Consider the following 22,360-nt stretch of genomic DNA (forward strand, 5'->3'; position numbering starts at 1 on the left):
GGGCGGGCGCAATCCAAGCGAGGAGATGAAATGAGGCGTGTATCCGTTGACATCGGTGGGACCTTCACCGACTGTTTCGTGGTGTGGGATGGCAAGTACATCGAGGCCAAGGCGCTCACCACCCACCACAACCTGGCGCTCGGCTTCAACGAGGCGCTCGGCAAGGCCAACAAGGTGCTGGGGCTGGAGCTCGAGACCATCCTGTCCGAGGTGGACTCGGTGCGCTACGCCACCACGCTCGGCACCAATGCGCTGATCGAGCACAAGGGCCCGAAGATGGGCATGCTGGTGACGGCCGGCTACGAGGCGACCGTACCGCTGAGCCGGGCGCGCGGCTATGGCGAGGGGCTGGACAACCTCGGCAAGCAGGACATGCCGAATGCCCAGCGGCCGGCGCCGCTGGTGGAGGCCCACATGATCTGCGGCGTGCGCGAACGCCTGGACTTCCAGGGCAAGCTGGTGATGCCGCTGGACGAGGAAGACGTCCGCATGCAGATCCGCTCGCTGGTGGACCGCGGCGCCCAGATCATCGTGGTCGCGCTGGTCAACAGCGTGGTCAATCCGGCGCACGAACAGCGCATCGAGGAGATCCTGTTCGAGGAGTACCCGTCCCACCTGCTGGGCGCGATCCCGGTGATCCTGTCGCACCAGGTGGCGGGCCGCAAGGGCGAGTACGTGCGCGCCACGTCGGCGGTGGTGGACGGCTACCTGCACTCGACCATGTACCACGCGCTGTCGGCGCTGGAGCAGAACCTGCGGGCCCATCGCTACGACAAGCCGATGCTGGTGATCCACAACTCCGGCGGCATGGCGCAGCTCAATTCCACCGATGCGCTGCAGACCATCCACTCCGGCCCGGTCTCGGGCATCGCCGCGTCGGAACACCTGGCGATGCACGCCGGCCTGGGCAACGTGGTCGCCACCGACATGGGCGGCACCAGCTACGACATCGGCATCGTGGTCGACGGCGGCGTCAAGCACTACGACTTCAACCCGGTGATCGACCGCTGGCTGGTCTCGGTGCCGATGGTCCACCTGGTGACGCTGGGTGCCGGCGGCGGCTCGATCGCCAGCTACGACCGCATGTACGAAACGGTGAAGTGCGGACCGCAGAGCGCCGGCTCCGACCCCGGCCCGGCCTGCTATGACCGCGGCGGCATGAACGCGACCGTCACCGACGCCGATCTGCTGCTCGGCTACCTGGACCCGAACAACTACGCCGGCGGCTCGATTCCCCTGAACCCGCGCCGTGCGACCGCGGCGATCGAGGACACGCTGTGCGACGACCTCGATTGCTCGGTGATCGAGGCGGCGCTGATGATCCGCGAGAAGGTCGACGACAACATGGCCAACGGCCTGTTCACCGAGTTGCGTGCGCGGGGCTATGACCCCAAGGAGTTCACGATGCTGGCCTATGGCGGCAACGGTCCGCTGCACTGCTGCGGCATCGCGCGCAACCTGGGCATCGACAAGATCCTGGCGCCGCCGCTCAGCTCGGTGTTCTCGGCGGTGGGTGCCGGCAACATGCACCAGCTGCACATCCACGAGCAGTCGCTCTACATGGTGCTGTACGACTCGAACACGCGCCACATCTTCGACGACTACGCGCGCTTCAACAGCATCGTCGCCGAGTTGAAGGAAATGGGCACGCAGGACCTGATCCGCCAGGGCATCCCGCGCGAGCAGATCCAGCACAGCCTGGAGCTGGACATGCGCTACGGCAACCAGCTGGTGCAGACCACCGCGGTGATCCCGCAGCACGAGGTGCACGGACCGGCCGACGTGCTGGCACTGATCTCGCAGTTCTCGAACGACTACGGCAAGCGCTTCGGCGAGGGCAGCCAGGCGCCGGAAGCCGGCATCCGCATCAACACCATCCGCGTGGCGGCCTTCGTGCAGCACGAAACCGTGGAATTCGAGGACATCAAGCCGGTGGCCGAGAACCTGCGCAAGTCGCCCCCGAAGCCCGAGACGGTGCGCCAGTGCTACTTCGTCGGCCACGAGGGAGCGATGGAGACCCCGGTCTGGAACCGCTCGGCCATCCAGCCGGGGGTGCAGATCCCCGGCCCCGCCATCGTCGCATCGGAAGTGACCACCTTCCTGGTCGATCCGGGCTGGAACTTCGTCGCGGCACGGCAAGGCGCCTCCTGGTTCCTGCGCGCCTGAAGGCGCGCGGGACATCGCCAGACCGACAAACAAAGAGGATTCAAATGAGCGAAACCCTAGTGCCTACTGCTGCAAAGCTGCCCAGTGCCGAAGAAATCGCACTGATCAAGAAGTTCCTGAACGACACCACGCTGTTCCTCGGGCCGGACCCCGAGATCATGCAGAACCACGATCTGATGCCGCGCAGCGCGACCGAGGACGCGTGCATCCACAAGGTCAGCGATGCCCACACGGTGGCCAAGATCCGCGACCGCATCCAGGCCGGCTGCGACGAAGGCTTCGAGATGGTCGAGCAGATGGGAGCCGCCCCCGGTGCCAAGTGGGGCGACATCATCACCGGCGTGTACTCGGCCTCGGGCGACCTGGCGATCGCCAGCGCCGGCGGTGTGCTGATCTTCTCGACGCTGGTGCACCACCCGATCAAGTTCATCATCAAGAACTGGGTCAACGAGCCGACCGTCGGCGTGCGCGAGGGTGACGGTTTCATCCACAACGACTCGCGCTACGGCAACGTCCACAACACCGATCAGAGCATGATCCTGCCCATCTTCCACAAGGGCAAGCTGGTGTGCTGGGTGGCCTCGACGGTGCACGAGGGCGAGAACGGCGCCATCGAACCCGGCGGCATGCCGTCGATGGCGGAAAGCCCGTGCGACGAGGGGCTCAAGATGTGCCCCTTCAAGGTGGTTGAGAACTACCAGATCAAGCGCGACATCCTGACCTTCCTGCAGAACTCGGTGCGCGAGCCCAAGCTGCAGTACGAGGACATGAAGGTCAAGCTGTTCGCCTGCCTGCGCATCAAGCAGCGCATCGAGGAGACGCTCAACACCGACGGCCCCGAGGCCCTGATCTCCACGCTGCGCCTGACGATGGAGAACGTGCGCGCCGAGGTCAAGCGCCGCATCAGCGAGTGGCCCGACATGACGGTGCGCACCTACATCATCCAGGACTCGACGTTGCGCGAGAACTGCCTGGTGAAGATCAACTGCAAGCTCACGAAGACGGGCGACCGGCTGATCTTCGACTTCCGCGGCTCCAGCCCGGAGTTCACCAACCGCGCCACCAACACCATCGTGGCCGGACTCAAGGGCATGCTGGCGCAGGTCTTCCTGTGCTACGTGTGGCCCGACCTGCCGCGGGGCCAGGCGGCCTTCGCGCCGATCGAGGTCATCACCGACCCGCATTCGATCGTCAACTGCTCCTACGACGCGCCGAACTCGCAGAGCCTGATGTCGATCTTCACCGGCTTCACGGCCGGTCAGCACGCGGTGGCGAAGTTCCTGTACAGCTGCCCGGAGAAGTACACGAAGGTCCACGCGCCGACCTTCAACATGATCAACACCTTCATCTGGGGTGGGGTCAGCCAGCACGGCGAGACGCTGGGGAACCTGTGCGCCGACCTGAACGGCATGGGTGCGGGTGCCCGCTCCGACATGGACGGCGAGCACGCGCTCGCGCCGATCTTCGCGACGATGGCCGACATCGGCGAGCAGGAGCTCAACGAGGAGGACGTGCCCTTCCTGCAGTTGGTGTCCAAGAAGATGACCAGGGACGCCATCGCGCCGGGCAAGTACCGCGGCGGTCAGGGCTACACCATGATCGTGTCCACCAAGGACAGCGATCAATGGGGCTTCATGACCGTCTGCCAGGGCGCCAAGTTCCCGCCGCTCCAGGGCCTGTTCGGCGGCTACGCCTGCGGCGCCTACCCGCTGTGCAAGGTCAAGGGGGTGGATGTCTACGACGTGCTGCTGAACGAGCCGGAGCGCTTCAAGCACTCGATCGCAGAGATCATGAACGAGCAGCCCTTCGAGAACGCGACCTACACCACCCACCACATGGGCATGGGTTTCGAGATCTCCAAGCGCGGCGAGCTGTTCATGATCTCCCAGGGGGCCGGTGCAGGCTATGGCGACCTGCTGGAGCGCGACCCCGCGGCCGTGGTCCGGGACATCGAGGAAGGCCTGATGTCGCCGGGCGTGGCGGAGCGGCTGTACCGGGTCAAGTTCGACCCGGTCACGCTGGCCATCGACCATGGCGCGACCGAAGCGCTGCGTGCCGCCGAACGCAAGGCCCGCGTGGCACGGGGCGTGCCGTACAAGGACTTCGTCAAGACCTGGAACAAGCCCAAGCCGCCCAGCCATCTGCAGTACTTCGGCTGCTGGGGCGACGACGTCGGCACCCTGTATGTCGGCAGCCCCGACATCACCCGCGACGCCAACAAGCCCAAGCCCAACTACATGCGCAATCCGAAGGACGTGCGCATCGACGAGCTCGAGGCGCGCCTGGCGACGCTGGGGCAGCTTGGGGAAGAAAAGCAATGAACCAGCCGTTCGCCGAGCTGCTTCCCGGCTCGGCGGGCGGGGGCAGGCTTCGCGTCTGGTTGAAATCATCGGCCTACACGAAGCGGCTCCTGCTCGGCGAGGCGGGCGATCCCTGGGTATCGGCGGCCAACTACCTGGCCTACTTCTCGCAGGCGCACGGGCTGCTCAAGCCGGATGTCGCCGTGCTGGAGGTTGGCGAGTTCTACGACGCGTGGACGGCCCGCCACGGCGGCCTGGCCGGTCAGATGGGAAACCGGCGCCGCGCGTCGACGGCGCTGCGCAAGCTGCTCGAGCCGCAAGCCCCTCGAGCCGTGCTGGCCGAGGTGGTTGAAGCGGTCCTCGCGCACTTGCGCGGCCAGACGCCGCTGGTGCTGGCCGTGCCGTCGCCCAGGCACTGGCTGAACCATGCGAACCGCATGAGCGGCCGCAGCGACATCGCGGCGGAAGGCGACGACATCGAGGACGCGGCCATGTACCTGGCCGATCTGATCCGTGCCGTGTCGGTGTTCCCGGTGTCGGGCCTGCTGCTCGAGGAGGCGCCGGACGACGTGAGCTTCGGTCCCGCTGATCTGGCGCGCTACCAGTCGGTCGTCAACGTGGTGCGGCATTACCGCTGGTCGGTCGCGCTGCGTCTGCCTGCCGAGGTGACTCTGCCGGTCGATGCCCTGGCGGACTTCGACGCGGTCATCTCGCCGGTGATGCAGCAGGCCGGGTCGGCGGCCGTGGGACGGGACATCAGCGCGGCATTCGCCAGGGGGGACAGCGTGCCGCCACTGGGCGAGCGGCAGTTCCACTTTGCCCAGCTGGAAGCGGGGCTGAGGCCGGAATCGGTGCTCGAGGCGCTGTCACGGCTGCGGGGTGGCTAGTCCCGCGCGGCGTCGCCCGGTCATTCGCTCTTCGCGAGCCGGTCTGCGCAACCGCGCCGGCCGGCCCGCCCTGCGGCATCACCTCGATCAGGGATGCCCACCATTCGCCGGAGCCACCCAATGAACACTCTCTCCCAGCCCGCGGTGAAGTCCTCGCGGGCGCCGGTCGACCGGATCCCGGTCAGCCTGCTGACCGGCTTTCTCGGTGCGGGCAAGACGACGCTGCTCAATCACTGGATCCGGCTGCCGGAGATGGCCGGCGTGGCGGTATTGGTCAACGAATTCGGCGAGGTGGGCATCGACCACCACCTCGTGGACAAGGTGGACGACCAGCTGATGCTGCTCGATTCCGGCTGCCTGTGCTGCGCCATGCAGGGCGACCTGGTCAACGCGCTCAAGAGCCTGGCGCTGCGCAGCGCCCGCCGCGAGATCCCGCCGATCACGCGTGTCGTCGTCGAGACCACCGGACTGGCCGACCCCGTGCCGGTGATCTACACCTTGATGGAAGAGGCCTTCGTGGCCGCGCGCTATGTCTGCGACGGGGTGGTCACCGTGGTGTCCGCCACCCAGGGCCTGGCCCAGCTGCGCGACTTCGCCGAAGCCACGCGCCAGGTGGTGGTGGCCGACCGCCTCCTGATCACGAAGTGCGACCAGGCCGGCTCGTCCGAGCTGGCCGCGCTCGAACGGGAGCTGCAAAGACTCAATCCCGGGGCCCCCCGGCGGCAGATTCGCAACGGCATGGCGGGCGCGGAGGTCTTGCTCACCTGCGGCATCTACGGCGCCAGCGGCAAGCCGCCCAGCGTGCAGGAGTGGCTGGGCGAAGAGGCCCTGCGGCAGGCCGACCGTGAAACGCGCGAGGGTTCAGCGGTCGACTGGCTGGATCGCCTCGACCTCGACATTTCACCGAGCGAGACCGAGGACGGCGAGGCCGCCGCCGCAGCGGCGGGCGGCCGCTACCTGCCGCAGCGCTGGCGCGAACGCCGCGACCGCCAGGCGGCCGACGCCGAACGTGCGGCCGCACCGCACTCGCCCGGCGTGTCCAGCTTCGTGGTCACGTTCGAGCAGCCGGTGCCCTGGTTCGGCTTCGCGGTGACCATGGGGCAGATCCTGCGCAGGCACAGTGCCGGGCTGCTGCGCGTCAAGGGGCTGGTGAGTGTGGCGGGCGAGACCCGGCCGCAGGTGATCCAGTGCGTGCAGGGCGTGGCCTATCCGTCGGTGCGCCTGCCCCGGTGGCCGGACGAGGGTCCGTTCCGTGATCGCCGCGGGAGGCTGGTGTTCATCGCCCGTGATCTGAGCGGCGAGCAGGTCGAGGCCATCCGGTGCGCGTTCGTGTCCTTGCCGGCCGACGCCGCAGCCTTGCGCACGAGCGCCGGAGATTTGACGCTGCCCACCCGCTGCTGGCTGTCGCAACGCATGCCGGTGACGGTGCCCGATGCGCTTCGGCACGACGGCTGGTTCGTGCAGTCCAGGCACATGGGGAGCCGGGTCGTTCGTGGATGAACCCGCCGTGTCGGCTGACCGACCGCGACCCACGAGCTGGGCATGAGGCGCCGACCCTGGCATTGAAGTCATTCGAGCGTGGCGCGACCTCGAGTCGCACAAGGGGTCCTGCATGCCAAGTGCGGGACCGGTATTTCAAGTCGAAAAAAGGAGACCGAATTGACATCGACGAAAAATGATCACCGCAAGATGGGCCTGCTGAAGAGAACCGGCCTGGCTGCCGCAGCAGCGGTCTTGCTCGGCCTGGCGGGCGGCGCGAATGCGGCCGACGAAGCCGGCAAGAACTGGCCCGGCTACCACGGCGACTGGCGCGGCTGGCGCTACAGCCCGCTCGACCAGATCAGCAAGAAGAACGTCAAGAAGCTCAAGGTGGCGTGGATCCACCAGCCCGGCGAGATCGCCCAGGGCTTGCAGGCCACCCCGATCGAACTCGACGGCGTGCTGTACTACAGCGCCTCGAACAACCGCACCTTCGCGGTCGATGCGGCCAGCGGCAAGCAGCTCTGGCAGTTCATTCCCGAGCTCGATGCCATCCAGGAAAAGTCCCTGTTCGGCTTCTACAACCGTGGCGTCACGGTGGCTCGCGGCAAGGTCTTCATCGGCTCCTCCGACGGGCACCTCATCGCGCTGGACCAGAAGACCGGCAAGCAGCTGTGGAAGACCAAGCTCACCGACCCGAAGTCCTGCCACGGCTGCAACTTCACCTCGCCGCCCCAGCTGGCCGGCAGCGTGCTGATCATCGGGCCGACCGGCGGCGACCTGGCGCAGCGCTCGAAGCTCTATGCGGTGAACGCCGACAGCGGTGAGCCGGCGTGGACCCTGGACCTGCTCAAGGACGATCCGAAGAGCTGGCCCGGCGACACCATCAAGGTCGGCGGCGGCGGCGCCTGGCTGCCGGGTCAGTACGACGAGAAGAACGACACCTTCTTCGTCGGCACCTCGAACCCCGCGCCCGACTTCAACAGCGCCAAGCGCGCCGGCGACAACCTCTATTCCGCGTCCATCCTGGCGATCGAGCCGGCGACGGGCAAGATCAAGTGGCATCACCAGGAGTCGCCCAACGACAGCTGGGACAACGACTCGGCCTACGAGTTCCTGATGCTGGAGAAGAACGGCAAGGACCTGCTGACGCATCTGAACAAGGGCGGCTTCGTCACCGTCCTCGACCGCAAGACCGGCGAGGTGCAGGACGTCTGGCAGTTCGCCGAAGGAGTGAACTGGGTCAAGAGCATCGACCGCAAGACCGGTGCGCTGATCGGTCGCAATCCGCCCGAGGTTGGCAAGAGCGGGGTGTTCTGCCCCAGCGTGCTGGGCGCTCGCAGCTGGAACGCCGGCGCCTACAGCCCGAAGACCAGGCTCTGGTACACGAACGGCCACGAGATCTGCAACCGCGTCGTGATGAACGAGCAGAAGCCTGCGGATTTGGCCTACGGGCAGCCCTACTTCGACTTCACCGAGTTCGAGGTCATCGCGCCGCCGGGCAAGAAGGCGGGTTCCCGCCTCGCGGCCTACGACCCGATCACCGGCAAGCAGGCCTGGAAGATCGAGTTCGAGGTGCCGGGCTTGTCGAACGTGCTGGCCACCGGCGGCGGGCTGATCTTCAACGGCAGCCCGCGCGGCATCCTGTCGGCCTACGACGACCAGACGGGCAAGGAGCTGTGGAACTTCAACGTCGGCTCCGGCATGCGCGGCGGCATCGTCAGCTACTGGGCGGGCGGCAAGCAGTACATCGTCGCGTCGACCGGTTTCGGCTCGCTGTTCCCGGCCTTCTCGTCGGGCGTGTGGCCGGAGTTCAAGGGGGCCCGGGGCGGTGCCGCGCTGATCGCGTTCACGCTGGACTGAGTCCGGCCTGAATGCCTGCCCGCGGGAGCGGCTTCGCGCCGCTCCTGCGAACGTCAATGGAACTCGAACCTCACGATGAGCCGAATGATCGATCGCAAGCGCCTGGCCGCATGGGCGCGCGCCTGCGCGCTGACGACGGGCCTGCTCTGGGCTGTCTGCGCCGGCGCGCAGGAACCCGTTGCGCCCCCCGGGGCCGAAGCGCTCCGCAACCCCGAGTGGATCGAAGCGGGCCGCGTGCGGTTCGTGAAGACCTGCGCGTACTGCCACGGCTACGAAGGCGACGCCGGCAAGCATGTGCCGTTTCGCGAACACCTCGACTGGGATCCAGCCCAGATCCACGACGTGATCACCAACGGGCGCAGGCGCGGCGCCAACGTCATGCCGGCCTGGCAGGGCGCGATCTCCGACGACGAAGTCTGGCGCATCACGGCCTACATCCTCTCGCTTGGCGGCAAGCCGAGAGCCTCGCAGTGAGGGATGGCAGGTCAAGGCGTGTGCCCTCCGGTAGCGTGAACAGGCCCTAGGCCGGCCGACTGTCCGGGGGCCGCGTATGGACGATGCAATGGACGGCAGTGCCCCGGCCGATCGAACCGAGGCGGTCGTGCTTCGCGACCCCGCCTGGCACGAGGCCGCCTCGGCAGACTGCGCGAGCGACGAGCGCTTCGTCAGCCGCGAGATCGCGGGCCTGCGTGTCGTCGAATGCAGGGTCGAGCCTCACCAACAGGATCGGCTCCAGCAGCTGGTGTGCGAGGAGAGGCTGGCTTGCATCGGTGTGCAGATCACCAAGTCGGGATGCGAGTCGTTCCGGTGCGGCGAGGACCGTTGCTTCGTCGGGCCGAAGGATCTGGTGATCTGGACCAGCCAGGCGCCGATCGAGCTGACGTCGACCGAGCGTCTTCACAAGGTCTCGCTCGTCGTGCCCTGGGTCGAACTCAAGGAGCGGCTGCCGCGCATCGGCGGCTTTCGCGGCGCGGTGCTCGACAGCCGCTCGGGACTGGGTGCCGTGCTGTATTCGCATGTCGACACGCTGGCGAGGCAGGCCGACTGGCTGGAAGGCTCGGACCTGTCGGCGGTTCGCCGCGCAACGGTCGAGCTGCTGGCGGCCGCGATGCTGTACCGGATCAGCACGACACCGCAGCTCGGGCTGTCGCATCAATACCTCATCCGCCTGCAGAACTACATCCTCGACCACTTGCAGGAAGAAGGGCTCGGTCCCGCGAGCATCGCGCAGGCTCACAACATGTCCCCGCGCTACCTGCACCTGCTGTTCTCGCAGACGGGCCAGAGCGTGTCCTGCTACATCCGCCAGCAGCGCCTCGATCGCTGCCGAGAGGCCCTGGCGAATCCGGCCTACAGAGCGCGCAGCGTCGCCGAGATTGCCCATCAGTGGGGCTTCCCCGCGCCGGCTCATTTCAGCCGGATTTTCAAGCAGCACTTCGGGCTGAGTCCCAACGAACTGCGCGGCGGCTCCCGATGAGCCTCGCCTGAGGGGCGCCGAGCGACGGATCGCCGGCTGCCCGTGACCGTGTTCTTCGACGGGTCGCTCGCTGCCGCCGTTCCCGCCGCTCAACCGCCCGCAGCCCGCGCCTGGGCCGCGCCGACAACGCCGGCCGGCGCCCGCTGCGCGTCCGCGATGTCCCATCCGCCGCCCAGGGCCCTCACCAGGCCCACGGTCGCCTGGTACTGGGCCGACCTGACCTGCAGCGCCTGCCGGCGGTTGGCGAGCTCGCTGCGCTGCGCATCGAGCAGGTCGAGCTGGCTGACCAGCCCGTTGCGGTAGCGCGAGTCCGACAAGACCGTGGCCCGCGCCGCCGAGGCCACCGCCCGGGACTGCGCCTCGGACTGCTCGGCCAGCAGCCGCAGCGCCGAGAGCTGGTCCTCGACATCGCGGAAGGCGACCAGCACCTGCTCGCGGTAGCCCGCCAGCGCAGCGTCCAGCTCGGCACGCGCGTTCTGCACGCCCGCCTCGCGCCGCCCGCCGTCGAACAGCGGCAGCGACAGCAGCGCACCGACGCCCCAGGCGCGGGCCGACCACTGGAACAGGTCGCCGAGTTCCGTGGAGGCATGGCCGCCGGTGGCGGTCAGCGTCAGGTCCGGGAACCACGCGGCCTGCGCGACGCCGACGCGCAGCTGCGCGGCCAGCATCGAGCTCTGCGCGGCCGAGACGTCCGGTCGGCGCGCCAGCACCGTGCCGGGCACGCCGGCCGGGATCACCGGCAGCGCCGTCGCCCAGCCGGCCATCGGAAGCTGGAAGTCGGATGCGGCCGCGCCGACCAGCACCGCCAGCGCGTGCTCGAGTTCGGCGCGCCGGCGGTCGAGCGCCAGCGCCTCCGACTCGGTCGCCGCGACCTGGGTGAGCACGCGCGCCACGTCCAGCTCGGCCACGTCGCCGGCCTGGTAGCGGCGCTCGGTCAGCTTGAGCGTGTCGCGGTAGGCCACGACGGTCTTGCGCACCAGGGCCCGCTCCTCGTCGACCGCGCGCAGCACCAGATAGGCCTGCGCCACATCGGCTTGCACCAGCAGGCGGGTGCTCTGCAGCAGCGCCTCGCGGGCCCGGGCGTCGAGCGAGGCCGCATCGCTCGTGGCGCGCAGCCGGCCGACCAGGTCGACCTCGTAGCTCAGGCTGGCACCGGCGCTGAGCAGCGTGGTCGCGGCCGGGCCGGCGCCGGCCTCGGTGCCGCGCGAGGCGCCGGCGCCGAGGCCGACCTGGGGCGCGCGGTTGGCGTCGGCGGCGCGCACCAGGGCACGTGCCTGGGCCAGCCGCGCCGCGGCGACCTGGATGCTGTTGTTGGCCTGGCCTGCGCGCTCGACGAGCTCGTCGAGCGCCGGGTCGGCGAAGGCCTTCCACCACGCGCCGCGTGGCTGGGCCTCGGCGGGTGCGGCCGTGGTCCAGCGGCCGTCGCCTTCCTTGAAACCGGCGGGGGGCGCGACCGGCAGTGCCGCGGGGTCGATGGCGGGGGCGGTCGCACAGCCCGCCAGCACCAGGGCTGCGAACAGCGGGGCCAGCACGGCCCGGGAGACCCGCCGCGGGCGGCGGGTGAGGGAGGGGAGTTTCATGGCGTTCTCTGCTGGCAGGAAGTGGAGTGCAGGACGGCGGCTCACTCGTGGTGACCCAGCGGCGCGGCCGGCAGCGGCTTGAGGCCCGCGCCGCCGGCGCCGGGCGTGCCGGCGAAGGCCTCGACATGCGGCACCTCGCCGTGCAGCTTGAGCGGCCGGTTGCCGGTCAGCCGGCGCAGCAGCACGTAGAACACCGGCGTGAGGAAGAGGCCGAAGGCGGTCACGCCGATCATCCCGGCGAACACCGCGACACCCATCGCCTGGCGCATCTCGGCGCCGGCGCCGCTGGAGAGCACCAGCGGCAGCACGCCCATCACGAAGGCCAGCGAGGTCATCAGGATCGGGCGCAGCCGCAACCGGCTGGCCTCGATCGCCGCCTGCACCGGCGTGCGGCCGGCGAACTCCAGCTCGCGGGCGAACTCGACGATCAGGATCGCGTTCTTCGCACTCAGGCCCACCAGCACGATCAGCCCGATCTGCGTGAACACGTTGTTGTCGCCGCCGTCGAGCCACACGCCGGTCATTGCGGCGAGCAGGCCCATCGGCACGATCAGGATGATCGACAACGGCAACGTCAGGCTCTCGTACTGCGCCGCGAGCACCAGGAACACCAGCAGGATCGCCAGCGGAAACACCCACAGCGCCGAGTTGCCGGCCAGGATCTCCTGGTAGGTCAGCTCGGTCCACTCGTAGCTGATGCCGGGCGGCAGCGTCTCGGCGGCGATGCGCTTGACCGCGTCCTGCGCCTGACCCGAGGAATGGCCGGGCGCCGGGCCGCCGTTGATGTCGGCGGCGAGGTAGCCGTTGTAGCGCATCGCGCGCTCCGGGCCGAAGCTCGGCTGCACCTTCATCAGCGCCGACAGCGGCACCATCTCGCCCGAGGCCGAGCGCACCTTCAGCAGGCCCACGTCCTCGGCGCGCGCGCGGTGCGAGGCATCGGCCTGCACGCGCACGGTGTAGGTGCGGCCGAACTTGTTGAAGTCGTTGACGTAGAGCGAACCCAGGTAGATCTGCATCGTGTCGAACACGTCGGTCACCGCGACGCCGAGCTGGCGCGCCTTGGTGCGGTCGATGTCGGCGTAGAGCTGCGGCACGTTGACCTGGTAGCTCGAGAACAGGCCGGCCAGCTCGGGTGCCTGCTGGGCCTTGGCCATGAAGGCCTTGACCGCCGCGTCCATCGCCTCGTAGCCGAGCGAGCCGCGGTCCTCGAGCTGCAGCTTGAAACCGCCCGTGGTGCCCAGGCCCTGCACCGGCGGCGGCGGGAACATCACGATGAAGGCGTCCTCGATCGCCGCGTACTTCTGGTTCAGTTGCTGTGCGATCGCGGCGCCCGACAGGCTCGGGTCGCGACGCTGCTCGAAGGGCGCGAGCGTCGCGAACACGATGCCCGAGTTCGAGCTGTTGGTGAAGCCGTTGATCGACAGGCCCGGGAACGAGACCGCGTGCTCGACGCCCGGCTGCTTCAGCGTGATCTCGCCCATGCGGCGGATCACGTCCTCGGTGCGGTCGAGCGTGGCGCCGTCGGGCAGCTGCGCGAAGCCGATCAGGTACTGCTTGTCCTGCGCCGGCACGAAGCCGCTCGGCACGGCCTTGAACAGGCCCACCGTCACCGCCAGGAACACCAGGTACACGCCGACCATCACGGCCTTGTGCGAGATGGCGCGCGTCACGCCGCCGCTGTAGCCCTCGGCGCCGCGCTTGAAGGCGCGGTTGAACAGCGCGAAGAAGCGGCCGAACACGCGGTCCATGCCGCGCGTCAGCGCATCCTTCGGCGCGCCATGGCCCTTCAGCAGCAGCGCGGCGAGCGCCGGCGACAGCGTGAGCGAGTTGATCGCCGAGATCACCGTCGAGATCGCGATGGTCAGTGCGAACTGGCGGTAGAACTGCCCGGTCAGGCCGCTGATGAAGGCCAGCGGCACGAACACCGCGATCAGCACCAGCGCGATCGCGATGATCGGCCCCGACACCTCGCGCATCGCGCGGTAGGTGGCCTCGCGCGGGCTCAGGCCGGCCTCGATGTTGCGCTCCACGTTCTCGACCACCACGATCGCGTCGTCGACCACGATGCCGATCGCCAGCACCAGGCCGAACAGGCTCAGCGCGTTGATCGAGAAGCCGAACAGATGCATCACCGCGAAGGTGCCGATGACCGAGATCGGCACTGCCAGCAGCGGGATGACCGACGCGCGCCAGGTCTGCAGGAACAGGATCACCACCAGCACCACCAGCGCCACCGCTTCGAGCAGCGTGTGGATCACCGATTCGATCGACGCGCGCACGAACTGCGTCGGGTCGTAGACGATCTCGTAGTCCACGCCCTCGGGCATGTACTGCTTGAGCTCGGCCATGGTCTCGCGCACGTGGTTCGAGATCTCGATGGCGTTCGAGCCCGGCGCCTGGAAGATCGGCACCGCCACCGCCGACTTGTTGTCGAGCAGCGAGCGCAGCGCGTACTCGGCCGCGCCGAGCTCGATGCGGCCCAGGTCGCGCAACCGCGTCACGGCACCGTCGGCGCCGGTCTTGACGATGATGTCGCCGAACTCGTCCTCGTTCTGCAGGCGGCCCTGCGCGTTGATCGACAGCTGCAGGTCCACGCCCAGCAGGCCCGGCGAGGCGCCCACCACGCCGGCGGCAGCCTGCACGTTCTGCTCGCGGATCGCGCGCACCACGTCGCTGGCCGACAGGCCGCGCTCGGCCACCTTCTGCGGGTCGAGCCAGACGCGCATCGAGTAGTCGCCCGAGCCGAACAGCTGCACCTGGCCCACGCCGTCGATGCGGGCCAGCCGGTCCTTGACGTTGAGCACCGCGTAGTTGCGCAGGTAGGTCATGTCGTAGCGGTCGTTGGGCGACAGCAGGTGCACGACCATCGTCAGGTCCGGCGCGCTCTTGATCGTGGTGATGCCCAGGCGGCGCACCTCTTCCGGCAGCCGCGGCTCGGCCTGCGAGACGCGGTTCTGCACCAGCTGCTGCGCCTTGTCGGGGTCGGTGCCGAGCTTGAAGGTGACGGTCAGCGTCATCAGCCCGTCGGTGGTGGCCTGGCTGCCCATGTAGAGCATGCCCTCGACGCCGTTGATGGCCTCTTCGAGCGGTGTGGCCACGGTCTCGGCGATCACTTTCGGGTTCGCGCCGGGGTACTGCGCGCGCACCACCACCGAGGGCGGCACGACCTCGGGGTACTCGGAGATCGGCAGGCCGCGCAGCGCGATCAGCCCCGCGATCAGCATCAGCAGCGACAGCACGCCGGCGAAGATCGGCCGGTCGATGAAGAACTTGGACAGGTTCATGGTTTCCTCCCTCGGGTCTGGCGGGTGTCGGGGTCGTCGCCCCGATCAGGAGTGCGCCGCGTCGTCGCCGCGTGCCTGCACCTCGGCCTTGGCGTCCATCGCCACCGGCTTGGGTTCGACCAACGAGCCCGGGCGCACGCGCTGCAGGCCGCCCACGACGATGCGCTCGTCGGCCTTGAGCCCGTCGGTCACGACGCGCAGGCCGTCGACGTGGGCGCCGAGCTTCACCTCGCGGTACTCGGCACGGTTGTCGGCGCCGATCACCATCACGAATTTCTTGCTCTGGTCGGTGCCGACCGCGCGCTCGTTGACCAGCAGCGCGCTGGCGTTGCGGGCCTGGCCCATGCGCAGCCGCGCGAACTGACCGGGCATCAGGCTGCCGTCGGCGTTGTCGAACACGGCGCGCACGCGCACCGTGCCGCTCCTGGCGTCGACCTGGTTGTCCACCAGTTGCAGCCGGCCGGTGAAGGGCGTGTCGCTGCTCGCTGCGGTGCCCATCTGCACCGGGATGCGTTCGAGCAGGCCGCGCGTGCTCTGGCCGGACTTGTCGATGCCTTGTAGGCCCTTCAATGCGCGGGCGACCACCTGTTCGTCGGCATCGAAGCTGGCGTAGATCGGGCTGACGGACACCAGCGTGGTGAGCACCGGCGCGCCCGGGCCGGCCGCGACCAGATTGCCGACGGTCACTTCGAGGCGGCCGACGCGGCCGGCCACCGGCGCGCGCACCTGGGTGTAGCCGAGGTTCAGGCGTGCCGACTGCAGCGCGGCCTGCGCGGCGCGCAGATTGGCATCGGCCTCGCGGCTGGCGTTGAGGCGCTCGTCGAACTCGCGCTGCGCGATCGCGCGCTCGTCCCACAGCCGCTGGGCGCGGTCGCGCTCGCTCTGCGCGTAGGCCACACGCGCCTGCGCGGCCACGACCTGGGCGTCGGCGCGCTCGACATCGGCCGCATACGGTGCCGGGTCGATCGTGATCAGCAAGTCGCCCTGCTTGACGAGGGCGCCCTCACGGAACTGCACCGACTGCACGGCGCCGGCGACGCGCGAGCGCACGTCGACGCGTTCCACCGCTTCCAGGCGGCCGGAGAACTCGTCCCAGGCGGCCACCTGGCTTTGCACGACCGTGGCCACCGAGACCGGCGTGGCGGCGGGCGCGCTCGGCGCGGTGGTCGCTTCGGCGCTGGGGCTGTTCAGGCCGAAGAAGGTGGCCGTCACGGCGATCAGCGCGGTGAAGGCCGTGCCGGCGGCCCACAGGCGGCGGCGGGAGCGAAGAGGCAGCTGGTTCATGAGGGACTCCCGGGATGGTTGTTTTGGAGGGAAGAAGAAGCAGGACTGAAGGGACGATGGAGAAAGCTCTGAAAGTGCTCGCGCACCGCCGGGGCCCATGCGGCCTGGGCGCTGTCGGGCTGCTTGCAGGCGCAGGGCCAGCCGGTGGGCTGGGCGAGAAAGGCTTCGTCGACCTCGACGCCGGCGTCGCGCAAGCGCTGCGCATAGGCCAGAGCCTCGTCGCGCAGCGGGTCGTCCTGCGCGGTGATGAGCAGGGTGCGCGGCACGCCGGCCAGGCGCATCGACGAGGCCGGCGCCGCATACGGGTGGTCGGCGTCGGCCACGTTGGGCAGGTAGTGGTGCCAGCCGTCGGCCCAGCGGCAGCCGACCGGGCCCGCCGCCGCATCGCGCAGCGACGCGGTGGCGACGCAGGGGTCGAGCATCGGCGACAGCAGGATCTGGCCGGCCAGCGGCGGGCCGTGCCGGTCGCGGGCCATCAGCGCCACGGCCGCAGCCAGGTTGCCACCGGCCTCTTCACCGGCGACCCAGACCGTCGCGCTCTGGCCGGCCAGGCGGCCGCGGTGGCGGTGCACCCAGGTCAGCGCGGCATGGCCGGCTTCGACGGCGGCCGGGAAGGGGTGGGCGGGTGCCAGCGGGTAGTCGAGCGAGACGACCACCGCGCCGGCCTCGGCCAGCAGGCCGGCGATGGCCGCGCCGCTGTCCAGCCCGCCGGCCACGAAGGCGCCGCCGTGGAAGTGCAGCACCAGCGGCGCCGAACTGCCGCGGGGGCGGCTGCCGTAGACGCGCGCCTTCAGCGGCTCGTCGGAACCGATGGGGATCAACTGGTCCGCGCGGGTGCCGGCGCCGGTGGGCGCAGCGGGAGCGTGGCGGGACGAGAGGGTGGACATGGCGTCGAGCCGACGGAGCGGCGTAGAGCGTGTTGCGATGCAGCAGAAGATAGAGGCTGCTGCGTGGCTAATAAATAGCCCGTTCGCTCATGCTTTATTTCACCAACGCAATAATCGGTGGCCGCATCGACGCGGCGTGACGGCCGTCGGAGGCGGCAGCCCATGGACAAGTTCTCTGCGATGCAGGCCTTCGTGCGCGTGGTCGAAGCGGGCACTTTCACGAAGGCGGCCGACTCGCTGCAGTTGCCCAAGCCCACGGTGACGCGTCTGGTGCAGATGCTGGAAGCGCAACTCCAGACCAAGCTGCTCAACCGCACGACGCGGCGCGTGACGGTCACGCCCGACGGTGCGGCCTACTACGACCGCGCGATCCGGCTGCTGGGCGACATCGACGAGCTCGAATCGAGCATGTCGCACGCCAAGGCCAACCCGCGCGGGCGGCTGCGCATCGACGTGGGGTCCTCGGTCGGCACGCTGGTGCTGATCCCGGCGCTGCCGCAGTTCCACGCGCTCTATCCCGACATCCAGATCGACCTCGGCGTCAGCGACCGCCCGGTCGATCTGCTGAGCGAGAACGTCGACTGCGTGCTGCGCGGCGGCGAGCTGATCGACCAGTCGCTGGTGGCGCGCCGTGTCGGCGAGCTGCAGTTCCTCGCGGCCGCTTCTCCCGGTTACCTGAAGCGTCATGGCGTGCCGCGTCATCCGCGCGACCTGGAGGCCGACCACGCCGTCGTGGGCTTCTTCTCTGCGCGCACCGGCAGGCCGTACCCGTTCGACTTCCACAAGGATGGCGAGCGCATCGAGGTGTCTGGCCGCTACGTCCTCTCGGTCAACGACTCCAACGCCTTCGTGGCGGCCGGCCTGGCCGGGCTGGGCATCGTGCAGGCCGCGACCTTCATGCTCCAGTCGCACATCAGCAGCGGCGAGCTGGAACCGGTGCTGGCCGACTGGTGCTCGGAGCCGCTGCCGATCCACATCGTCTACCCGCCCAACCGGCACCTCAGCGCCAAGTTGCGGGTGTTCGTCGACTGGGTGGCCGAGCTGTTCGCACGCGACGACCTGATGCAGCGCAAGAGCAGCCTGCCGCGGGTCCAGCCGACGGTGCGGTTCGCGCGCTGACCGCGGCGCGGGTGAGTCAGGTAAGCGGGCCTTCTGTCCGCCGCAGCTCCCGCGCCGCCTCCACCATGTGGCGCAGCGCTCCTTCGGTCTGCGGACAGTCGCGGCGGGTCTTCAGGCGCGTGCCTTTCCGGCGCTGGACCGACCGCTGCGGATCAACGAGAACGAGCGACGGCGAGAACCGTACGGGCTCTTCTGAATCACGTTCACGCGCTGCGGTGGCGCTCGCGAAACGCTGCGACCTTGGCCCGGTTTCCGCACAGCGCGGCACTGCAGAACATGCGCCGGTGTGCCTTCGTCCTGTCCAGGAAGCACAGGCTGCAGCCGGCTCCCATGCACTGCTTCATCAGGGCGGCATCCTCGGTGGTCACGAGCAGGCCGATTTCCGTGGCGACCAGCGAAATCAGGTCTTCCGCAGACTCGATCCGGTAGCGCTCGACCATCTGCGCTCCGGTTGCGGATGGCGCCACCGCCCGGTACGTGCTGGCGCGCTTGAGCAGGCGATTCAGGGCGATGAACTCCTTCTCGTAGCTGTCGTGCGGCGCGACTCGCCAGCGCGCGATCCACCTGCGCGCCCATTCGCGGACCTCCCGGGCCTCGGCAGCGGCCGCATCCAGAGACTTGGCGCTGAAGCGTCGCCGCAGGGTCTCGGCCACGTCCGCATCGAGCAGTCCGGCCTCCACCAGCCACGCCAGGAAAGCCGCGCCGTCGCCGATGAACTCGACCGTGGTCCCGTTGGGGCTGATCACGGTGTTGAGGAAGTCGGCAGCCGGTTGGCCGCCAAGGAACAGGGGAGTCATGACGGTGGGCCTTGCGGGCACGCGCTGCGGGCGCTCGAGGCGGATTCTAACGTAACTAGATAAAACAGATTTGACGCATTACTCAGGTGGTGTGCGCCGGGTGTCGCGGGCCCCGGCGATCGCCCGTTGCTTCAGCGCTCGATGCCGGCGTGGTCGAGCGCCGAGGCCAGGCCGAGGAGCTCGTCCTTGTTGAGGTCCGACACCATCCAGTAGGTCATGCTGGCGCGTGTCCAATGGACGATGTTGAAGCCCCGTTGTGCCAGCACCCGGGGCGTGGCATCCGCTTCGCGCGTCGGCCAGACGAAGGTGTTGACCACGTGTTCGCGGCGCTTGTACACGAGCACCGCGACGGCATGTCCGTCCACGTAGTCGACGCGCCCGCCATCGAAAGTCGCGCCCGACACCTGCAGATCGGCCACCGGCGGCGAGAAGTCGAGCTTGGACGACAACCACGGCTTGACCGTGTGCCGATCCGACGAGGCGACATCGAGCAGGTGCGAGCCCAGCGTCGAACGCACATGGCTGGCGATCACGTCCCGCGCCAGGCGATCGTCCCGGCTCGGCGAGCTGGCCACGAAGCTCCCGCCGGCCACCAGCAGGCTGGTCAGCGCGAACGCCCACATCGGCGGACGCCACGTCAGCCACCGTCTGATGCCGGCAAAGTGCTCGACCGGTTTCGCGGCCGGCTTCGCCGCCGGGGGCACCCGAGCGAAGCCCTGCAGGCCGGCCTTCAGAGCGGCCGGCGCGGCGTGATAGTCCGCGCCCTGCCGGATGGCGTCGCGCAGCGCGCGAAGACTCGCCGCCTGGGCGGCCAGTCCGGGATCGGCCGCGATCTGCGCTTCCATCTGGATCTGCTGTCCCAGCTCGAGCTCGCTGTCGACAAAGGCATTGAGCTGCCGCAGGCTTTGTTCAGGCTTCATGTTCATGCTCCCCCGGTGGCCGATCGCGGTACGGTGCGCAGCACGGGCCGGCCCTCCGGCGACAGCGCCTTCTGCATCATCAGGCGCGCTCGCGACAGGCGCGACATCACCGTGCCGACCGGGACGTCGGCGATGCGGGCGATGTCCTTGTAAGACAGATCCTCGAGTTCGCGCAGGATCAGCACTTCCCTGAACGCGATCGGGAGGCTCGAGATCGCGTGGTTGATCTGCTGGCGCTGCGCATTGCGCAGCGCGATGACCAGGGGCTCGTCCGCCGCAGGGGCCGCCATCTCGGCCTCGCCTTCGTCGTCGTCGAAGGCGACCACTTCGGCCGGCCGGTTCTCGCGCAGCCATGAATAGCAGGTGTGCCGGACGATCTGCAGCAGCCACGGTCTCACCTGGTCGCCTCGGAAGGTGTCGAAGTAGCGCATGGCGCGCAAGCAGGCGTCCTGGACGACGTCCTGCGCGTCATGGTCATTGCGCGTGAGCCAGCGCGCCACGTTGTAGGCGGCATCCAGGTGCGGCAGGACGAGCCGCTGGAAGCGCGCCCGACCCTCGTCATTGCCTGAGTTTGCGTTCACACGAAGCCCCTCCTGATGGGCATACCCGGATCGTGCCGGTTTTATTCCCTGAACGCGCCGACGGCTCGCTCGCCGTGCGCCGGACCGCCGGACCGCGGGACCCGGAATATTTGCGCCGGGCTGCCGGTATGGCACTGCAAGGCGGCAAGCGCCGCGGCGACATCGACCCCTCAACCCTGATTCGACACTCCATGAAGCAATACCTATCACTGAGCTTGACGCTGAGCCTGACCATCGGCTGGTGCGGCGCGGCGTTCGCCGCCGGCGATGCCGTGAACGGCGCCAAGCTGTACCAGGGCAAGTGTGCCGCCTGTCACTCGTTCGACGAGAACGAGCTGGGGCCGCGCCACCGGGGCGTATTCAACCGCAAGGCGGGCAGCGTGAGCGACTACTCGTACTCGGCCGCGGTGAAGTCCTCCGGCGTCGTCTGGACGGAAGCGAACCTCGACAAGTGGCTGGCCGGCCCCGAGAAGCTCATTCCCGGGCAGCAGATGAACGTGAGCGTGCCGTCGGAGCAGGACCGGCTCGATCTCATCGCCTACCTGAAGCAGGAGGCATCGAAGCCGTAGCGCTTGCGGCAGTGCCGGCCCGGCCGACGCGCCGGTGCCTCCATGGACGTTTTCTCCACCCTTCGCGACCCTGGGTTCGAGCGGGGTCGCTTCACCAACACACGAGGTACACCACATGACCAATCGCAGAAAATTCATGCAACTTGCCGCCGTCGGCGGCGGGGCCGTCTTCATGTCGGGGCTGTACGGCCCGGCGCGCGCGGCCGGCAAGGACAGCTACGACGACTTCTTCTTCGTCCAGTTGTCCGACACCCACTGGGGCTACAGCGGTGCGGCCAATCCGGACGCCGCGAACACCTTGAAGAAGGCCGTGGCCACGGTCAATGCCCTCGAGCAGACCCCCGACTTCATCATCTTCACCGGCGACCTGACGCACACCACGAACGATCCCGCCGAGCGCCGCCGGCGCCTGGCCGAGTTCCGCGACATCGTCAGCCAGCTCAAGGTCAAGGATGTCAAGTTCATCCCCGGAGAGCACGACGCGTCGCAGGACAATGGCGCCGCCTTCAAGGAGCAGTTCGGCAAGACCTACTACTCGTTCGACCACAAGGGCGTTCACTTCGTGACGCTGGACAACGTGTCCGACATCGGCGCCGGACTCGGCGACGTGCAGCTCGACTGGTTCAAGAACGACTTGTCCAGGCAGGCCAAGGATGCCCGCATCGTCGTGTTCACCCACCGGCCCTTGTTCGCCCTGGCCCCCCAATGGGACTGGGCGACGAGCGACGGCGCCAAGGCCATCGAGCTGATGACGCCGTACCAGCACGTGACCGTCTTCTACGGCCACATCCATCAGGAGCACCATCACATGACGGGACAGGTGGCGCATCACGCCGCCAAGTCCCTGATCTTCCCGCTGCCGGCTCCCGGATCGCAGGAAAAGCGCACGCCGCTGCCCTGGGATGCCGCCATGCCGAACAAGGGTCTGGGATTCCGCGAAGTGGAGGCCGAGCTCAAGGAATCCTCCTACACGCTCACGGAGCTGCCGGTCAGCAAGGGCTAGCCCGGTTGCGGCCCCGTCCGTGTGACGGGGCCTCCCCGACTTGCAAGAGGCAAGCGGATCGGTTGCCGCTGACACCCGGTGTTCCAGCGCGATCGCGCCATCCGAATTCGTGCGGCCGCTTGTCAGCCGGGTTGCATGGCTGTAAGGAACGTCGCGACTGTGGC

Annotated in this window: 17 protein-coding genes; 10 read left to right on the top strand and 7 right to left on the bottom strand. The window is 68.7% G+C overall.

What is annotated here, in order from left to right; genetic code table 11:
• Positions 1-30: 30 nt before the first annotated feature.
• From ACQY9S_RS20905 to ACQY9S_RS20935, 7 genes are all read left to right on the top strand, one after another.
• Positions 31-2,166 (top strand): hydantoinase/oxoprolinase family protein, encoded by a 2,136-nt coding sequence (locus ACQY9S_RS20905; RefSeq protein WP_428422444.1) that lies wholly within the window; start codon positions 31-33, stop codon positions 2,164-2,166.
• A 44-nt stretch (positions 2,167-2,210) separates the two neighbouring features.
• Complete coding sequence (locus ACQY9S_RS20910) at positions 2,211-4,487, top strand: hydantoinase B/oxoprolinase family protein (protein ID WP_428422445.1); 2,277 nt, start codon at positions 2,211-2,213, stop codon at positions 4,485-4,487.
• Positions 4,484-5,353 (top strand): hypothetical protein, encoded by an 870-nt coding sequence (locus tag ACQY9S_RS20915; protein WP_428422446.1) that lies wholly within the window; start codon positions 4,484-4,486, stop codon positions 5,351-5,353. Before ACQY9S_RS20910 ends, ACQY9S_RS20915 begins: the two co-directional genes overlap by 4 nt.
• Before the next feature lie 120 nt (positions 5,354-5,473).
• The gene (locus ACQY9S_RS20920) at positions 5,474-6,853 is read left to right on the top strand and encodes a CobW family GTP-binding protein (protein WP_428422447.1); all 1,380 of its coding nucleotides are present in this window, start codon (positions 5,474-5,476) and stop codon (positions 6,851-6,853) included.
• A 159-nt stretch (positions 6,854-7,012) separates the two neighbouring features.
• A complete protein-coding gene (locus ACQY9S_RS20925; RefSeq protein ID WP_428422448.1) occupies positions 7,013-8,695 on the top strand; it encodes a pyrroloquinoline quinone-dependent dehydrogenase in 1,683 nt (560 codons plus the stop codon).
• Between the two features lie 75 nt (positions 8,696-8,770).
• Positions 8,771-9,169, top strand: a complete 399-nt coding sequence (locus ACQY9S_RS20930) for a c-type cytochrome (RefSeq protein WP_428422449.1) — start codon at positions 8,771-8,773, stop codon at positions 9,167-9,169.
• A gap of 88 nt (positions 9,170-9,257) precedes the next feature.
• Positions 9,258-10,172 (top strand): helix-turn-helix domain-containing protein, encoded by a 915-nt coding sequence (locus tag ACQY9S_RS20935; RefSeq protein WP_428422450.1) that lies wholly within the window; start codon positions 9,258-9,260, stop codon positions 10,170-10,172.
• An 89-nt stretch (positions 10,173-10,261) separates the two neighbouring features.
• Here the strand turns inward: ACQY9S_RS20935 and ACQY9S_RS20940 are convergent, their stop codons facing one another.
• The 4 genes from ACQY9S_RS20940 to ACQY9S_RS20955 are packed head-to-tail and all read right to left on the bottom strand — an operon-like array spanning position 10,262 to position 17,207.
• Positions 10,262-11,752, bottom strand: coding sequence for an efflux transporter outer membrane subunit (locus tag ACQY9S_RS20940; RefSeq protein ID WP_428422451.1), 1,491 nt, complete (start codon positions 11,750-11,752; stop codon positions 10,262-10,264).
• Between the two features lie 41 nt (positions 11,753-11,793).
• Positions 11,794-15,036 (bottom strand): efflux RND transporter permease subunit, encoded by a 3,243-nt coding sequence (locus ACQY9S_RS20945; RefSeq protein WP_428422452.1) that lies wholly within the window; start codon positions 15,034-15,036, stop codon positions 11,794-11,796.
• A 45-nt stretch (positions 15,037-15,081) separates the two neighbouring features.
• Positions 15,082-16,320, bottom strand: coding sequence for an efflux RND transporter periplasmic adaptor subunit (locus ACQY9S_RS20950; protein ID WP_428422453.1), 1,239 nt, complete (start codon positions 16,318-16,320; stop codon positions 15,082-15,084).
• Positions 16,317-17,207 carry an alpha/beta hydrolase gene (locus tag ACQY9S_RS20955; RefSeq protein WP_428422454.1) on the bottom strand — a complete coding sequence of 297 codons (891 nt, stop codon included), beginning with the start codon at positions 17,205-17,207 and terminating at the stop codon, positions 16,317-16,319. The genes ACQY9S_RS20950 and ACQY9S_RS20955 overlap by 4 nt, the downstream gene beginning before the upstream one ends.
• Positions 17,208-17,369: 162 nt before the next feature.
• Between ACQY9S_RS20955 and ACQY9S_RS20960 the strand changes: the two genes are divergently transcribed.
• A complete protein-coding gene (locus ACQY9S_RS20960; protein WP_428422455.1) occupies positions 17,370-18,326 on the top strand; it encodes a LysR substrate-binding domain-containing protein in 957 nt (318 codons plus the stop codon).
• Between the two features lie 203 nt (positions 18,327-18,529).
• On the opposite strand, the gene ACQY9S_RS20965 is transcribed toward ACQY9S_RS20960, so the two are convergent.
• The 3 genes from ACQY9S_RS20965 to ACQY9S_RS20975 form a co-directional block, all read right to left on the bottom strand.
• Positions 18,530-19,123: a CGNR zinc finger domain-containing protein gene (locus ACQY9S_RS20965; RefSeq protein ID WP_428422456.1), complete on the bottom strand. Its 594-nt coding sequence runs from the start codon at positions 19,121-19,123 to the stop codon at positions 18,530-18,532.
• Positions 19,124-19,254: 131 nt separating this feature from the next.
• On the bottom strand, positions 19,255-20,043 hold the full coding sequence (locus ACQY9S_RS20970) for an anti-sigma factor family protein (protein ID WP_428422457.1): 789 nt from the start codon (positions 20,041-20,043) through the stop codon (positions 19,255-19,257).
• Between the two features lie 2 nt (positions 20,044-20,045).
• Positions 20,046-20,624: a sigma-70 family RNA polymerase sigma factor gene (locus ACQY9S_RS20975; protein WP_428422458.1), complete on the bottom strand. Its 579-nt coding sequence runs from the start codon at positions 20,622-20,624 to the stop codon at positions 20,046-20,048.
• Positions 20,625-20,815: 191 nt separating this feature from the next.
• On the opposite strand from ACQY9S_RS20975, the gene ACQY9S_RS20980 reads away from it, so the two are divergent.
• The gene (locus ACQY9S_RS20980) at positions 20,816-21,193 is read left to right on the top strand and encodes a c-type cytochrome (RefSeq protein WP_428422459.1); all 378 of its coding nucleotides are present in this window, start codon (positions 20,816-20,818) and stop codon (positions 21,191-21,193) included.
• A 115-nt stretch (positions 21,194-21,308) separates the two neighbouring features.
• Positions 21,309-22,196, top strand: a complete 888-nt coding sequence (locus ACQY9S_RS20985) for a metallophosphoesterase family protein (RefSeq protein ID WP_428422460.1) — start codon at positions 21,309-21,311, stop codon at positions 22,194-22,196.
• Positions 22,197-22,360 lie beyond the last annotated feature (164 nt).

Origin of the sequence: Methylibium sp. (assembly GCF_965279545.1) — a bacterium.
GTDB lineage: Bacteria > Pseudomonadota > Gammaproteobacteria > Burkholderiales > Burkholderiaceae_C > Methylibium.

What these genes read in the sequence shown, in the direction of transcription:
- ACQY9S_RS20910 (WP_428422445.1), top strand. Translation starts at nt 2,211, where the DNA reads ATGAGCGAAACCCTAGTGCCTACTGCTGCAAAGCTGCCCAGTGCCGAA.
- ACQY9S_RS20935 (WP_428422450.1), top strand. Translation starts at nt 9,258, where the DNA reads ATGGACGGCAGTGCCCCGGCCGATCGAACCGAGGCGGTCGTGCTTCGC.
- ACQY9S_RS20940 (WP_428422451.1), bottom strand. Translation starts at nt 11,752, where the DNA reads ATGAAACTCCCCTCCCTCACCCGCCGCCCGCGGCGGGTCTCCCGGGCC.
- ACQY9S_RS20950 (WP_428422453.1), bottom strand. Translation starts at nt 16,320, where the DNA reads ATGAACCAGCTGCCTCTTCGCTCCCGCCGCCGCCTGTGGGCCGCCGGC.
- ACQY9S_RS20985 (WP_428422460.1), top strand. Translation starts at nt 21,309, where the DNA reads ATGACCAATCGCAGAAAATTCATGCAACTTGCCGCCGTCGGCGGCGGG.
- ACQY9S_RS20955 (WP_428422454.1), bottom strand. Translation starts at nt 17,207, where the DNA reads ATGTCCACCCTCTCGTCCCGCCACGCTCCCGCTGCGCCCACCGGCGCC.
- ACQY9S_RS20960 (WP_428422455.1), top strand. Translation starts at nt 17,370, where the DNA reads ATGGACAAGTTCTCTGCGATGCAGGCCTTCGTGCGCGTGGTCGAAGCG.
- ACQY9S_RS20915 (WP_428422446.1), top strand. Translation starts at nt 4,484, where the DNA reads ATGAACCAGCCGTTCGCCGAGCTGCTTCCCGGCTCGGCGGGCGGGGGC.
- ACQY9S_RS20920 (WP_428422447.1), top strand. Translation starts at nt 5,474, where the DNA reads ATGAACACTCTCTCCCAGCCCGCGGTGAAGTCCTCGCGGGCGCCGGTC.
- ACQY9S_RS20905 (WP_428422444.1), top strand. Translation starts at nt 31, where the DNA reads ATGAGGCGTGTATCCGTTGACATCGGTGGGACCTTCACCGACTGTTTC.
- ACQY9S_RS20965 (WP_428422456.1), bottom strand. Translation starts at nt 19,123, where the DNA reads ATGACTCCCCTGTTCCTTGGCGGCCAACCGGCTGCCGACTTCCTCAAC.
- ACQY9S_RS20980 (WP_428422459.1), top strand. Translation starts at nt 20,816, where the DNA reads ATGAAGCAATACCTATCACTGAGCTTGACGCTGAGCCTGACCATCGGC.
- ACQY9S_RS20945 (WP_428422452.1), bottom strand. Translation starts at nt 15,036, where the DNA reads ATGAACCTGTCCAAGTTCTTCATCGACCGGCCGATCTTCGCCGGCGTG.
- ACQY9S_RS20930 (WP_428422449.1), top strand. Translation starts at nt 8,771, where the DNA reads ATGAGCCGAATGATCGATCGCAAGCGCCTGGCCGCATGGGCGCGCGCC.
- ACQY9S_RS20970 (WP_428422457.1), bottom strand. Translation starts at nt 20,043, where the DNA reads ATGAAGCCTGAACAAAGCCTGCGGCAGCTCAATGCCTTTGTCGACAGC.